General features: G+C 38.3%; 13 protein-coding genes. 11 read left to right on the plus strand and 2 right to left on the minus strand.

Annotation, left to right across the window (positions count from 1 at the left end):
* Positions 1–387 precede the first annotated feature (387 nt).
* The 7 genes from sucD (at position 388) to R2R28_RS18190 (ending at position 7,744) form a co-directional block, all read left to right on the plus strand.
* Positions 388–1,260 (plus strand): succinate--CoA ligase subunit alpha, encoded by an 873-nt coding sequence (gene sucD, locus R2R28_RS18160; RefSeq protein ID WP_090501663.1) that lies wholly within the window; start codon positions 388–390, stop codon positions 1,258–1,260.
* Between the two features lie 498 nt (positions 1,261–1,758).
* Entirely contained in the window at positions 1,759–2,262 is a 504-nt protein-coding gene (locus R2R28_RS18165) for a methionine-R-sulfoxide reductase (RefSeq protein WP_316827107.1), read from the plus strand.
* A 144-nt stretch (positions 2,263–2,406) separates the two neighbouring features.
* A complete protein-coding gene (locus R2R28_RS18170) occupies positions 2,407–2,787 on the plus strand; it encodes a septal ring lytic transglycosylase RlpA family protein (RefSeq protein ID WP_316827108.1) in 381 nt (126 codons plus the stop codon).
* A gap of 454 nt (positions 2,788–3,241) precedes the next feature.
* The gene (locus R2R28_RS18175; protein WP_025145778.1) at positions 3,242–4,213 is read left to right on the plus strand and encodes a ribonucleoside-diphosphate reductase small subunit; all 972 of its coding nucleotides are present in this window, start codon (positions 3,242–3,244) and stop codon (positions 4,211–4,213) included.
* A gap of 180 nt (positions 4,214–4,393) precedes the next feature.
* Positions 4,394–6,778, plus strand: a complete 2,385-nt coding sequence (locus tag R2R28_RS18180) for a ribonucleoside-diphosphate reductase subunit alpha (protein WP_316827109.1) — start codon at positions 4,394–4,396, stop codon at positions 6,776–6,778.
* Positions 6,779–6,939: 161 nt separating this feature from the next.
* Entirely contained in the window at positions 6,940–7,371 is a 432-nt protein-coding gene (locus R2R28_RS18185; protein WP_316827110.1) for a hypothetical protein, read from the plus strand.
* Positions 7,372–7,528: 157 nt separating this feature from the next.
* Positions 7,529–7,744 carry a cysteine-rich CWC family protein gene (locus R2R28_RS18190; protein WP_316827111.1) on the plus strand — a complete coding sequence of 72 codons (216 nt, stop codon included), beginning with the start codon at positions 7,529–7,531 and terminating at the stop codon, positions 7,742–7,744.
* Between the two features lie 582 nt (positions 7,745–8,326).
* Here the strand turns inward: R2R28_RS18190 and R2R28_RS18195 are convergent.
* Positions 8,327–9,178: a hypothetical protein gene (locus tag R2R28_RS18195; RefSeq protein ID WP_316827112.1), complete on the minus strand. Its 852-nt coding sequence runs from the start codon at positions 9,176–9,178 to the stop codon at positions 8,327–8,329.
* 15 nt (positions 9,179–9,193) lie between these two features.
* On the minus strand, positions 9,194–10,093 hold the full coding sequence (locus R2R28_RS18200) for a hypothetical protein (protein ID WP_316827113.1): 900 nt from the start codon (positions 10,091–10,093) through the stop codon (positions 9,194–9,196).
* 413 nt (positions 10,094–10,506) lie between these two features.
* Here R2R28_RS18200 and R2R28_RS18205 point away from each other — a divergent pair, with 413 nt between their 5' ends.
* From R2R28_RS18205 to R2R28_RS18220, 4 genes are all read left to right on the plus strand, one after another.
* Complete coding sequence (locus R2R28_RS18205) at positions 10,507–12,474, plus strand: SPFH domain-containing protein (RefSeq protein ID WP_316827114.1); 1,968 nt, start codon at positions 10,507–10,509, stop codon at positions 12,472–12,474.
* Positions 12,475–12,839: 365 nt separating this feature from the next.
* Complete coding sequence (locus tag R2R28_RS18210; protein ID WP_316827115.1) at positions 12,840–13,715, plus strand: carbon-nitrogen hydrolase; 876 nt, start codon at positions 12,840–12,842, stop codon at positions 13,713–13,715.
* A 122-nt stretch (positions 13,716–13,837) separates the two neighbouring features.
* Positions 13,838–14,914, plus strand: a complete 1,077-nt coding sequence (locus R2R28_RS18215; protein WP_316827116.1) for an agmatine deiminase family protein — start codon at positions 13,838–13,840, stop codon at positions 14,912–14,914.
* A 126-nt stretch (positions 14,915–15,040) separates the two neighbouring features.
* Positions 15,041–15,340: a GIY-YIG nuclease family protein gene (locus R2R28_RS18220; protein WP_316827117.1), complete on the plus strand. Its 300-nt coding sequence runs from the start codon at positions 15,041–15,043 to the stop codon at positions 15,338–15,340.
* Positions 15,341–15,388 lie beyond the last annotated feature (48 nt).

The raw sequence follows: 15,388 nt of genomic DNA on the forward strand, positions 1-15,388 counted from the left end.
AATGAGCGGGGCTGAAGCCCTCCAAAAGTGCTGAACCGCTCATTTCCTAATCCTAAGCGTTAATATTTTGATTTGAAAACGAACGGTTTGTGGTTCTTGGCCTTTAAAGCCCTGCCATCCGCTTTACTTCGTTGCACTACGTGTTCGCTGCTGTCAGGTTTATAATCGAAAGGCTTGTTCCTGATGTGGTGCCAAAAAACATTTATTTTTCGTACCAAAGCCCTATAGAGGCAGTCTCAACTTTACTTCTGGATAAAGCGTATGACGGGCTATAGCTGCCATAAACCATTTCCTTACATTTTCCTGAAAAAACGGACTAAATAATATGGTTTTAGGTTTGAATTCCAGTTCAATAATATTAGCTTTGCACAAAAAAAATATTGATACATGAGCGTTTTAGTAAATAAAGATTCTAAGGTTATCGTTCAGGGTTTTACCGGAAACGAAGGAACTTACCACGCTGAGCAGATGCTGGCCTATGGTACAAACGTAGTTGGTGGTGTAACGCCTGGCAAAGGTGGGCAATTGCATTTAGAAAAGCCTGTTTTTAATACTGTTAAAGATGCCGTTGATCAAACGGGTGCAAATGTATCTATCATTTTTGTGCCACCTGCTTTTGCTGCTGATGCAATTATGGAAGCTGCTGAAGGTGGTATTAAAGTTATTGTTTGTATTACCGAAGGTATCCCTACAAAGGATATGATTCAGGTTAAAGAATATATTGCAGATCGTGATGTTACCCTTATCGGCCCTAACTGTCCGGGTGTAATCACTGCTGATGAAGCTAAAATTGGTATCATGCCAGGTTTTATCTTCAAAAAAGGTCATGTTGGTGTGGTTTCTAAATCAGGAACTTTAACTTACGAGGCGGTAGATCAGGTTGTTAAAGCTGGTTTAGGTATTACTACGGCGATCGGTATCGGTGGCGACCCAATTATCGGAACGCCAACAGTTGAAGCGGTTAAATTATTAATGAACGATCCTGAAACTCACGGTATCATCATGATTGGTGAAATTGGTGGTGGTATGGAAGCTGAAGCAGCACGTTGGATCAAAGAACACGGTACTAAACCTGTTGTTGGTTTCATCGCTGGTCAAACTGCGCCTCCGGGACGTAGAATGGGCCATGCTGGTGCTATTGTTGGCGGTGCTGATGATACTGCAGCTGCTAAAATGAAAATCATGCGTGAGTGTGGTATCCGTGTAGTAGAAAGTCCTGCTGAAATCGGTGCTGCAATGGCAGAAGAATTAGCAAAATAAGATTTAAAAATCTCGTTATAGAAAAGCGTTTCGATTAGGTTCGAGGCGCTTTTTGTTTTACCTGCTTATTTTAACCGCAAAGTTTGCAAAGATTGGTTTAATCGCTAAGGCGCAAAGAACCTCTCCCTATCAAAGTCAGTGTTGAGGCTAACTGGTGCTGTTCCTCTCCTTAAAGAGAGGGATTTAGGGCTTGGGAAGTGTAACCTAGCAGTTTATTGATGTTTCTTAAACCATAAACATTTTTCTTTTTCCCATAAGGATTTGCAATTCTTAGTGCCCGTGCTTTGGCTCTTGGGTTAAAAGTACTAACCCACGTTTCCCTCTCCTCAAGGAGAGGGCCTTGCAGAAAGGACATACCGCTCAAACTTTGTCAGGGTGAGGTTCTGCACCCAAAACTGAAAACTCCCAACTCCAAACGGAATTATCATTCCTTTGTAAACACTACTCAATTCCCTTAAACCAGCGAACCAAAACGCAATCTAAACCGTATATTGACATATGAAAACGATGATGAATAAACTATTTTTGATTTCTGCTGTTGTTTTAATTACAGGTCTTTCAGCTTGTGCTCAAAAGCAAGATAAAGAAGCTGCAAAACAACCGAAGGAAACAGAACAAATCATACCAAAGAAGAAAATGAACTGGAATCCATTAACACCCGAAGAAGAAAGAGTAATTGTAAATAAAGGTACAGAATACCCTGGTACAGGTAAATACGAGCATACAACAGATAAAGGAACTTATACCTGTAAACGTTGTGATGCGGCACTATACCGTTCAGAAAGTAAGTTTGATGCACATTGCGGATGGCCAGCTTTTGATGACGAAATTAAAGGTGCAGTAAAGCGTATTCCCGATGCAGATGGTTCGCGTACAGAAATAGTTTGCGCCAATTGTGGCGCGCATCTTGGTCACGTATTTTTAGGCGAAGGATTTACCAATAAAGACGCTCGTCATTGTGTAAATTCCATCTCGATGAATTTCGTGCCAGATCAAAAATAAGGTGGGTATAGTAGGGTTAGGTAGAGGTGTACGGCGATAAGCTGTACACCTTTTTTAATGCACAAAACGGGGCTGTTTTTCCACAAATTATTGATTATAAACTAAATGCTTATATTTGCAGGCTCGATAAAGAAAATTTAGCCTATGAAGTATCTGCTGTTATTAAGTTTTTGTTTCCTGTTTTTACAAGGTAAAGCACAAAATTCTGATTCATCAAATGAACCGGATAGTATCAAAAAAACAGTTCTCGCTACTTATTATCACAGAAAATTCGAAGGTCGCCGAACCACAAGCGGCGCTAAATACAGATCAAAAAAACTTACTGCCGCGCATCGTACCCTGCCATTCGGTACTCTGGTTACCGTAACCAATCCTGATAACGGAAAATCGGTTGTGGTGAAGGTAAATGACCGCGGTCCGTACTCCAAAAAACTAGCAATAGATTTGTCTGAACGTGCTGCAAAACAGATCGGTATCTACCATAAAGGCATCGCTAAGGTAAGCCTCAGTTATACTGTTGAGTAATACTCTTTTTAGCTCTATTCCGGAGCAGTTACACCCCTAAAATTTAAGTTATTAACACTCATTTTTGTTTGTTAAACCCTTGAAAAGAAACGATTAGCTTTTTTTTCGCTTGAAAATGATATTTAGCTGATCGTTTTTCCCCAGCAATGAGGTCGGGTGTTAACAACTTTGGTTCACAAAAAAGGGCTGTCGTATATATATTTGTTTAACAAAGTTCTTTAACTTCTTGCGCTTGAAAACAAATATAAAAGCTTAGTTTTTAGTAATTTATGCGTACATCATCCCGATTGTAATTTTAAATTTTCCTAACTAAAAACTCAGTTGTTTGTCAGGTTATAGGGTTAGCACTTTCACAACAGCGTTTTGATAAAAGACATTACAATCATCATATAAAATTGATGGATGCGTGCCTTTGTCGGCTCTGTTAAAAAAATAGAATTAAAAACATCAGCGTATGGAACAGGAATTATTACTACAAGAAAACAAAGACAGGTTTGTGCTTTTGCCGATTAAGTACCCGGCAATTTGGGAAATGTATAAAAAGACCGAAGCTAGTTTTTGGACGGCAGAAGAAATTGATCTTTCTGATGATCAGAAACACTGGGATAATTTAAATGATGGCGAAAGGCATTTCATTTCTCACATCCTTGCTTTCTTTTCTGCTAGTGATGGTATTGTGAACGAAAACCTTGCAGTAAACTTTATGAGTGAGGTTCAATTGCCTGAGGCGCGTTGTTTTTATGGTTTCCAGATTATGATGGAAAACATCCATGCCGAAACCTATGCTTTATTAATTGATACTTATATTAAAGATCCTGAAGAAAAAGACCGCTTATTCCATGCTATTGATACTGTTCCTGCAGTAAAAAGAAAAGCAGAATGGGCTTTACGCTGGATCGAAAACGGAACTTTTGCCGAACGTTTAGTGGCATTTGCTGCAGTTGAAGGTATTTTCTTCAGCGGAAGTTTCTGCTCTATTTTCTGGTTAAAGAAACGTGGCTTAATGCCAGGATTAACCTTCAGTAACGAGCTGATCTCGAGAGACGAAGGCTCACACTGTGAATTTGCTTGTTTGTTATATAGCATGCTAAGCAATAAATTAAGTGAAGAAGCTGTTCATGGCATCATCAGCGATGCGGTAGAAATAGAAAAAGAATTTATTACAGATGCCTTGCCGGTTGCTTTAATCGGTATGAATGCAAAATTAATGAGTCAGTATATCGAATTTGTAGCCGACAGATGGTTACAGGAGCTGGGTTACAAAAAAATCTACAATGCAACCAATCCATTCGATTTTATGGAAATGATTTCATTGCAGGGTAAAACCAATTTCTTCGAGAAACGTGTAGGCGATTATCAAAAAAGTGGTGTATTAACCTCTGCTGATAATAATAAACAAGCGTTTTCTTTAGATGAAGACTTTTAAGGTAGAGGGTTAAAAGATAGAAGGCAAAAGGTTGTTTTAATCTCGATACCTGATACTTAAATCTTGATACTTGTTACCCGCTACTCGATACTAATAAATAAATAACAAAAATACAAAAGTGATGATTAAGTCTTGATACTTGATACTCACGACTTAATATAAACTTAAATCTCATAAAATATGTTCGTACTAAAAAGAGATGGCCGCAAAGAAGCGGTGCAATTTGACAAAATCACAGCCCGTATTCAAAAGTTGTGCTATAGTTTAAATTCAGACCTTGTAGATCCGATCGATGTAGCCAAAAAGGTGATCGAGGGTTTATACGATGGGGTAACTACTTCAGAGCTGGATAACCTTGCTGCCGAAACAGCAGCATCGTTAACAACAAAGCACCCTGATTACGCTTTGCTGGCATCGCGTATTGCGGTTTCCAACCTGCACAAAAATACCATTAAGTCATTTTCAGGTACGATGAAGATGTTGCATGAGTATTTTGATCCTAAAGCACAAAAATCAGCACCGCTTATTGCTGATGATGTGATGGAAATCATCAATAAAAATTCAGAGATTTTAGATAGTTCTATCATTTACGACCGCGATTTCGGTTTCGATTATTTCGGTTTTAAAACCTTAGAAAAATCATACCTTTTAAAAGTTAACGGTCAGATTGTAGAACGCCCGCAGCATTTGTTTATGCGTGTTTCTGTTGGTATCCACAAAGAAGATATCGAGAGCGCAATCAAAACCTATAACTTAATGAGCGAGCGTTGGTTTACACATGCTACACCAACTTTGTTCAATGCCGCTACTCCAAAACCTCAAATGTCATCATGTTTCTTGTTAACCATGCAGGATGACAGTATCGAAGGTATATACGATACTTTAAAGCAAACCGCTAAAATTTCGCAAAGTGCAGGTGGTATCGGCTTAAGTATCCACAATATCCGTGCAACAGGTTCATACATTGGTGGTACAAATGGTACAAGTAACGGTATTATCCCAATGTTACGCGTATTTAACGATACCGCACGTTACGTAGATCAGGGTGGAGGTAAACGTAAAGGTGCCTTTGCTATTTATTTAGAGCCCTGGCATGCAGATGTTTTCGAATTTTTAGATCTTCGTAAAAACCATGGTAAAGAAGAAATGCGTGCGCGTGATTTGTTCTATGCCCTTTGGATTAACGATTTGTTTATGCAACGTGTTAAAGATAATGGCGATTGGACCTTATTCTGCCCGCACGAAGCACCAGGTTTAGCCGATTGTTTCGGCGCTGAGTTTGAAGCCCTTTATGCTAAATACGAAGCCGAAGGCCGCGGACGTAGAACCGTTAAAGCGCAAGAACTTTGGTTTGCTATTTTAGATTCGCAAATTGAAACCGGTACACCATATATGTTGTTTAAAGATGCAGCGAACAGCAAATCTAACCAACAGAACTTAGGTACCATCAAAAGCTCTAACTTGTGTACCGAAATTATCGAGTATACTTCTAAAGATGAAGTTGCGGTTTGTAACTTAGCTTCATTGGCATTGCCTCGTTTTGTAATCAACGGTGCTTTCGATCACCAAAAATTATACGATGTAACTTATCAGGCTACTTTAAACCTGAACAAAATCATCGATCATAACTATTACCCTGTTCAGGAAGCAGAAAATTCAAACATGCGTCACCGTCCGGTTGGTTTAGGTGTACAAGGTTTGGCTGATGCTTTTATCTTAATGCGTTTACCTTTCGAAAGTGATGAGGCTAAACGTTTAAATAAAGACATTTTCGAAACGATTTATTTCGCTTCAATGACGGCTTCGCACGATTTAGCGGTTAAAAATGGTCCTTACCAAACCTTTAAAGGTTCTCCTTTATCAAAAGGTAAATTCCAGTTCGATTTATGGAATGTTACACCAGATAGCGGCCGTTGGGACTGGAGCGCATTGCGCAAAAAAGTAGTTAAAGATGGGGTGTACAACTCATTATTGGTTGCGCCAATGCCAACAGCATCTACTTCGCAGATTTTAGGTAACAACGAATGTTTCGAACCATATACTTCTAACATTTACACCCGTCGTGTATTAAGCGGAGAGTTTGTTGTGGTAAATAAACACTTATTGAAAGATTTAGTAGCATTAGGATTGTGGAATAACGATATGAAAAACCAGATCATATTGGCTAACGGTTCTGTTCAGGCAATTGATTCAATTCCTGATTACATTAAAGAATTGTACAAAACGGTTTGGGAGATCAAAATGCGTAATATCATCGATATGGCTGCAGATCGCGGTGCTTATATCTGCCAATCGCAATCGTTAAACTTGTTTATCAATGCACCAAATACTTCAAAATTAACTTCAATGCACTTCTACGCATGGGAGAAAGGTTTAAAAACCGGTATGTATTACCTGCGTACACAAGCAGCATCGCAAGCTGTTAAGTTTACAGTAGAGAATCAGGGTGGTAAAGCCATTGAAGCCGTTATCCCTGCTGAAATGACACAAGATCAGGTTGCAGAAGAAATCGTCGACGGACCAGTTTGTTCAATGGAAGAAGGCTGTATCAGCTGTTCTGGATAAGGTAAAGGGTTGGAAGGCTGAAGGTTTAAAGCCTGCTTGCCGATTACATATTCAAAATTAAGTAAGGTTTTGGGCAAACGCTCAAAACCTTTTTTTACGGTATTGCGGTGCACTTGCTAATGGCTGTAATTTTTAGCCATAATTTTTCTATTATTATCCATATGAATAAAAAACGATTAGTAATATTGATGATGAGTTCTGCCATTCTGCTTTTCTCAAATTGTAAAAAAGATGAAACAGAAGAGAAGGGCCCTTTAGATTATCTCACTAAGCGAACTTGGAAAAGAGCTACGGTGGATAAAAATCCTGGTTCGAATCCGCTACTTAACATTTATCTTTTACCCGTAGATTGTGAAAAGGATGATGTTTACTCTTTTAGTGTTGATGGTATAGTAAAAATTGATAATGGTACCGAAAAGTGCAATGCTGCAGAAAGTAAAATAGAAACCAGCGCTTATAGTGTCGCTAAAAGGGAAATTACGATTAAAGGAGTGCAGTATATCCTTACAGAAGTTTCACCTCAACAAATAAAATATGTTAATGTAGTTTCTGCTCAGACTGGCTATTATTATGCTGTAATATTGTTGCAGTAAGGGTTCCAACTTTTAAGCAATGTTAGTGTAAGGTTTTGAGTAAACGCTCAAAACCTTATTTTTTGTCCTTATTTTTGTATCTAGATCATTAGCCATTGGTTCAACAGTTCACTCGTACGATGTGCCAGGCCCCAATGAACTTATGACGAATGAATCAATGAACACTCAAAAACATAGCAAACACGAAATCATTCCCTGCGAAAGATGTGGAACCGCTATTGAGTGCAAGGCAAATTCTTATACCAAATGCCAGTGCAGCGTAGTGCAGTTAAGCATTAACGAAGTGCAGTATATCTCAGAACTGTACGATGGTTGCCTGTGTGCCAAATGCCTTTTCGAATTACAGCAGGAGTATAGGGAAGAGCTTTTATAGTTTATTTAAAAATTAGGGCTATATTCTTTTAAAAGAAAAATTCTAATTATCTTTTTTTTAATTTGAATGTCGACTGTGCGTCAACTGTTTCACCTATGTAAAGGTATAATATGTCGATTACTGATCTCATTTCGCTGATAAACATTGGAAGGCTAAAGGTTTAAGGTCGCCAAAGCCTTCATTGCGAGGCACGAAGTAAATAATTTTTATTCGTTTTTGGTTGGTCTGTGGCTAAAAAGAAAATGTAATGGAGTATACAAGGAATTGATATCATAAAGAGATCAAGCAAGCCCGTGAAGCTGTAAATATTTAAAATTTGGACATACACGCTAACATACAAGAAACATGACATGCAAAATATTACTGTATTCTCTCGTTCAGCCATTTTAGTTTTTATTATAGAACAAGTAATATACCTGGCAATAGGTAAACAAAATATAACAACGATGAGTATGTTAAATAGAACAGACCTGCTTTGGGTAAGGGTGAGTGCCAGACATAATACCATGCGCGTGTAAATCGAAAAAGTATAAATTGCAAGATACCTCCCCACTGATTTTATGTAGTTGCTAAAATGTTCCATTATTTATAAGTTGTCCAGCCAATGTCCAACAACCCCTTGTGTTTTTCGATGTGGAAATAACCGCCTTTCAGAAAGCGATAATATACCTGCTCTGTAACCATCAGGCTTGTTGATTTAAATTTTTTCTGTAATAAAAAATAATACTGCGGAGTATTCGAATGATCGACTTCTTTTTTCCGTTCAATTATTTCATAATTTTCAAATCGGGTTTCGGCTAGCGCTTTACTAAAAACCGATTTATAATCGTAATATATTTCCTCATCAACTTTTTGCCAGTTTGGTGCTTTAGGGATACTATCTGCAGATACGAGGTAGAAATAATACTCATCAGGTGAAGATTCCTCGTTACTTGAAGAAGGAAAATCATGTTTATATGCATTTGTAATCCAATATTTTTTAACAACAGGTTTAGCAAAATCAAAAGTGTAGTTAATGGCAAAAATAAATGGTAACAGGTAAAAACACATTGTAGATAAGAGACTGTTTTTGTAATCTAAAACATCAGGCCAAAATTTAATCAGGGCGAAAAAAATTGCACAGGGAATTGAAAGTAGGATGACTATAACCGGAATAGAAAAATTATAAATGATTAATATGTGTGTAAACACGATCAGGTATAATATAGGGGAAATGACCGTGACTGCTATGCCAAAATTGTTTTCCATTACCCTATTTGCCGATCGATACCAAATGTACCTAACCACGGGTATGCAGAAAATAATGATGATGGTACACCTGAACGCTAGCGAAAATGGGCCGATAAACAAGAGGAAAAAGCATAAACCTAAACGGGTATATATAGAAAATAAAAAATCCGTAATGGGGTCTAAATAATCTTCTTTTATGCTCATAATAATTTTAAACGATTACCTGTAGTTAACCCTACTGATGCCAAACAGGCCACTTTGTATTTCTTTAAAAACATAATGCCCTTTTTTCACTTTGTTATATACTTTCCAATCTACATTGATAAGCTTGTAAGCCATATTTTTTTGCAATAGAAAGTAATACCTAAAATGTGTTGCCCCAATGCCCATGGTATCAACTTCTTTTTTCTTGTCAAATATTTTGTAGGTTTCCTTATCTATCGTTACAGACGTATTGAGGCGAAAATAATTAGAATTATCATTTACATTTTTAGTAACATCTATCCACCTGGCTGGAAGAACATCTAATTCTGCATCTACTAAATACAGATAATAATCTGCATCCCTTCCCGTTCCTCCATCCTCTGCTTGATAAGTGTAATTGGTAATCTCCGACTTATCGATTACATAATATCTATTAACGATAGGTTTTGAAGAGTCGAACGCATAATTAACAACAAGCAAAAAAGGCAAAATATAGTAGCACATGGTTGTAAATAGCCGTGTTCGGTTATTAAGTGGCAAATGTGGAACTATAATAAATTGGTAATGAATTAGTGATGGCAGTAAAAGGATTATTCCCAATGATAACCAGAAAGAAAAATTGTAAACAGCCAAAATATGCATGGTTACAAAAGCATATACTATTGGTAAGATCCAAATGGCCATCATGTCAGAGCCACCCTGCATTTCACTTCCATTAATCCAGTGAATTAAATATCTTAAAATTGGGATGCAGAATACAATAACCGCTAGATATTTAAATTCGACTGAAAGCGGGTTGCTAAAAGCCAGATAAATACATAAGGCAATACGCGTATAAATAGAGAAAGTAATCAGTACGATCAGTTCTCCGAAAGGTTTTATATAATCATCTCTAAAATCTTTAATCGTGCTCATGTTAGATTATATGTTGAAATAAATATAATTAATATTCCTGTTCTTTAACCTTTAGCTTTTTGTTAAAACCCTTAAGTGTATCCCAATCTGGTCAAACAATGAGGTCTAAAAAAGGACACCTTTTTCCTATTAATTGTAATTTATACATTTAAAATCTCTGCAGCTACCTGTGTAAACCTAAATGGTTAGTTTTTGGCGTTTATAAGCGTTCAGTTAAGTTGTTTAGTAAAATGTCATCTGCAGTTGGTGTTTCGCTTTAAATCAATCCTGAATCATCTTTGAGGCTTTAAAGTCAATAAAAAATAGTTTTATAATAAGTGTTAAAAATGGTAACAATGCACATCATTTGCTATCAATATCATGCTTAATAAATGGTTTATCAGGCTAAAAAAACAGAAAAAATATAAAAGATTATGGAAGCGCTCATTTCTAATTACTGGTGGGTTTTAGTGGCACTGTTGTGCGTAGTTTTATACAAATATATTTTACGTTTCTTATTCGGGATGGTTATTGTGCCTGAAGACAGAATCGGATTGATTACCAAAAAATTCGTGCTCTTTGGTTCAGACAGGGAGTTGCCCGACGGGCGCATTATTGCTGTAAAAGGCGAAGCAGGTTTCCAGGGAAAAACATTGGCACCAGGACTATATTTCGGGATGTGGTTTTGGCAGTACAGCGTAACCATGGAGCAGTTTACGATTATTCCAGAAGGTAAAATCGGGCTGATTATGGCCAAGGATGGTTCCGAAATTCCTACGGGGAATATTCTCGGACAGCGGGTAGAATCTGATAACTTCCAGGATGCGGTAAAGTTTCTCGATAATGGCGGTCAGCGGGGTCGGCAAACTTCTTACATCACCTCTGGTTCTTATCGTATCAATACCATGTTATTCCAGGTTTCCGTAACCGATATGATCCGCATTCAGGAAAGCATGGTGGGTATTGTAACTACGTTGGATGGTTTACCAATTGAAGCGAATCAGATTGCGGGTAAACTGGTAGAAGGCCACAATAATTTCCAGAATTTCGATGCCTTTATCAAACAAGGCGGTAACCGTGGTTTGCAACCACAGGTGATTTTAGCGGGTTCTTACAACCTCAACCCGTGGGCTGTTCAATTAGAAGAAATCCCGATGATGGAAATAGCCATCGGTTACGTAGGTGTGGTGATCTCATTTATTGGTACAGATGGGAATGACTTAACCGGTGTAGACTTTAAGCACGGTAATATTGTAGGTAAAGGCTCTAAGGGTGTTTGGTTGGAGCCGCTTGGCCCAGGTAAATACCCGATTAACAAATACATTATGAAGGTAGAACTGGTGCCCACAACCAATTTGGTACTCAATTGGGCATCGGCACGTAGTGAAGCACATAATCTGGATAAAAACTTATCAACCATTACGGTACGTTCTAAAGATGGTTTCCCATTCAATTTGGATGTGGCGCAGATTATCCACGTGCCAACCACTGAGGCCCCAAAAGTAATTGCCCGTTTTGGTAATATGGTGAACCTGGTTTCGCAGGTTTTAGAGCCTACCATCGGTAACTATTTCCGTAACTCGGCGCAGGGAAGTGATGTGATTGCTTTTTTGAGTACCCGTAAAGAACGTCAGGAATCGGCTAAAGAACATATTCGCAAAGTGCTTGATGAATATAACGTTAATGCAGTTGATACGCTTATCGGTGACATTGTTCCACCAGAATCGTTAATGAAAACCTTAACCGACCGTAAAATAGCGGAAGAGCAAAAGGTAACTTACGAAACCCAAAAACAGGCACAGGAAACACGCCAGGGGATGGAGAAGGAAACTGCAATTGCCGATATGCAGAAAGATATTGTGAAAGCACAACAAAGTGTAGAGATTGCCGAACGTACTGCAAGTGCCACGGTAAAAAAATCAGAAGGTGATGCTGCTGGGGTGAAATTAGCAGTTGGTGCAGAAGCTGAAGCTACAAAAATGAGGGCACATGCCGAGGCAGAATCTACTAAAGCAAGGGCACAGGCCGATTCAGAAGCGATTAAATTGCGTGCATCGGCAGAGGCTGAACAGATTTCGTTAACAGGTGCTGCCGAAGCAGGTAAAATTCTAGCAGTAGGTAAATCAACTGCCGAAGCTTACGAACTTGCTGTTAAAGCCCTGGGAGGAGAAAACTTTACCCGTTATAAAATCACCGAAGAGTTATCAAAAGGCAATGTAAAACTAATTCCTGATGTATTGATTGGTGGCAGTGGTGGCAATCATGGCGGTTCAGCAATGGATGGCCTGTTGGGCTTGAAACTGATGGAACTGATGGATCCACAGGCACGTAAAGAAGTAGTGGCCGTTGCCGAAATTGTAGAAACAAAACCAAAACCTAAAAGGGATAATATTAATCCATAATTTGGTTTAATCAGATTGGAAAGCCTCGATGAGAATCGGGGTTTTTTCATTTTATTAGGTAATGACTTGAGGCGCTGGCTGGGTTTACGTTGATAGCTGTAATAACTATGCCATCTAATCGGGATAGAAATGGCAGCCTCCGATATTTCATCGAAGCTATAATGGATAGCCCGACTAACAATAATCAGAATTACCGCTGTAGCTTTTCAAAAACAATTACACAATTATGCCGTTCTACTTTTAAACAAAATAGTAACTTTGACGAAAATTTTGAATGAATGAATTTTGAATGGGTGAATGCGGTTTATAACTACCATAACATTCTCTCCATTAATCATTCTCTCATTCTCTCATTTCAAAAAAACATGAAGAAAGTAAACGTTGGCTTGGTGCAGATGAGCTGTACTAAAGATAAGCAGGAAAATTTAAATAAAGCGATTGCGAAAGTAAGAGAAGCGGCTGCAAAAGGCGCACAGATTGTGTGTTTGCAAGAGCTTTTTACTTCTTTGTATTTCTGCGATGTTGAAGATTACGACAATTTCGACTTAGCAGAAGCTATTCCGGGCCCGTCTACAGATGCTTTGCAAGTGGTAGCTAAAGAACTGGGCGTGGTCATTATCGCTTCTTTATTTGAAAAACGTGCTGAAGGCCTGTACCACAATACTACAGCTGTTTTAGATGCCGATGGTTCTTATTTGGGTAAATACCGCAAAATGCACATTCCTGATGATCCTGCTTTTTACGAAAAATTCTATTTTACCCCGGGCGATTTAGGCTATAAAGTTTTTCAAACCAAATTTGCTAAAATTGGTATCCTGATTTGTTGGGATCAATGGTATCCTGAAGCTTCGCGTATTACCGCTTTAATGGGTGCCGAAATCATGTTCTATCCAACTGCTATTGGTTGGGCTACGGATCAGGATGAAGAAACGAACCAAGATCAATATAATGCATGGCAAACCATTCAACGCTCGCATGCCGTTGCAAACGGTGTTCCGGTGGTGAGTGTAAACCGCGTAGGTTTTGAGCAGGATGGTGCCATGAAATTCTGGGGTGGAAGTTTCGCTACAAACGGACAGGGTAAAATACTTTATTTAGGTTCTCACGATCAGGAAGAAACCGAAGTAGTTGAACTGGATTTATCAGAATCTGATTTCTTCCGCAAACACTGGCCTTTTTTAAGGGATAGAAGGATCGATTCTTATCAACCGATTACGAAAAGATATATTGACGGGGACTAAGCAGAAAGGTTAAAGACCAAAGCTTAAAGCGAAAACCATACATGGGTGTCATCCTGAGCCTGTCGAAGGACTTACATTCCGACAAGCTCAATGTGCACCTTTAAATTAAAAGACTACACGAAATGTCAAATTTCCCTCCAAGAAAAGATTTAAATATCAATCAATTCGATTATTCACCGAAAAAACAAGGTTATGTTTTCCCTGCCGAGTGGGTAAAACATGAGGCAACCTGGTTAAGCTGGCCGCATAAAGAGGAGAGCTGGCCTGCGAAAATCGAAACTATTTATACGCCATATTGCCAGTTTATTAAAGCTGTTGCCGAAGGCGAAAAGGTACGCATCAATGTGAAAGATGAAGAAATGAAAGCTTTTGCTGTTTCTGAATTAACAAAAGTAGATGCCGATTTAAGTCAGGTTGAATTTTATTTCAATGAAACCAACGATGCCTGGTGCCGCGATCATGGTCCTGCATTTTTGCTAAAAGGAAATGAAAAGGCTGTTGTAGATTGGGGATATAATGCCTGGGGCGGTAAGTATCCGCCATTTGACCTGGACGATGTAGTGCCGACAAAAATTGCCAAACATTTCGATTTACCTTTGTTTACACCAGATATTGTGATGGAAGGAGGTTCAGTAGAATTTAATGGCGCTGGCACTGTTCTAACCACAACTGCCTGTTTATTGAACGAAAACCGTAATCCGCATTTAACCAAAGAGCAGATTGAACAATATTTGCTAGAATACTATGGTCAAGATCAGGTATTATGGTTAGGAGATGGAATCGTTGGCGATGATACCGACGGCCACATTGATGATATTACCCGTTTTGTAAACGAAGATACCGTTTTAACGGTTGTAGAAAGTAATCCACTGGATGAAAACTATAGCCTGTTACAAGAGAACCTGGAAGCCTTAAAAGCCATGAAGTTGAAAGATGGTAGGTCATTGAATATTGTTGAACTGCCAATGCCATCACCGGTTATTCATGAAGATACCCGTTTACCGGCATCTTATGCAAACTTTTACATTGCCAATGCAGCCGTAATTGTTCCTGTTTTTGATGACGTAAACGACCAAAAGGCTTTAGCTATTATTCAGGGCTGTTTTCCTGATCGAAAAGTTATCGGTATAAATTCTGTAGACATTATCTGGGGTTTGGGAAGCTTTCACTGTTTGAGTCAGCAGGAACCGGCTGTTTAAGCTTGGAGTTAAAATTTACATTCCATCAGGCTGTCATCCTGAGCCTGTCGAAGGATTTTCGATAAGCTCAACTTGAAAATTTTAGCAAGAAATATTTTTAGTAACTTTATGTTTCTAAAGATATTTATGGCTAGAATACATAATTATTTTGTCTACATCTTAGAATGTGCTGATAAAAGTTATTATGTTGGTGTAACAAATGATTTGGAGATCAGGCTTTCGCAACATAATAATGGAGAAAATATTCGCGCTTATACTTTTTCAAGGAGATCGGTCATTTTAAAATATTACCAACGATTTGACCAGATAGAAGATGCTATAGATTCCGAAAAGCAAGTTAAAGGTTGGAGTAGAAAGAAAAAAGAAGCTTTATTCAAAGAAGATTGGGAAGAAATTGTAAGATTATCAAATTATAAAAATAAATAATAGATTCGGTCTTCGACAAGCTCAGACTGACAAACAATAAAATAACGA

The sequence above is a fragment of the Pedobacter miscanthi genome, from assembly GCF_032678605.1.
Classification (GTDB): domain Bacteria; phylum Bacteroidota; class Bacteroidia; order Sphingobacteriales; family Sphingobacteriaceae; genus Pedobacter; species Pedobacter miscanthi_A.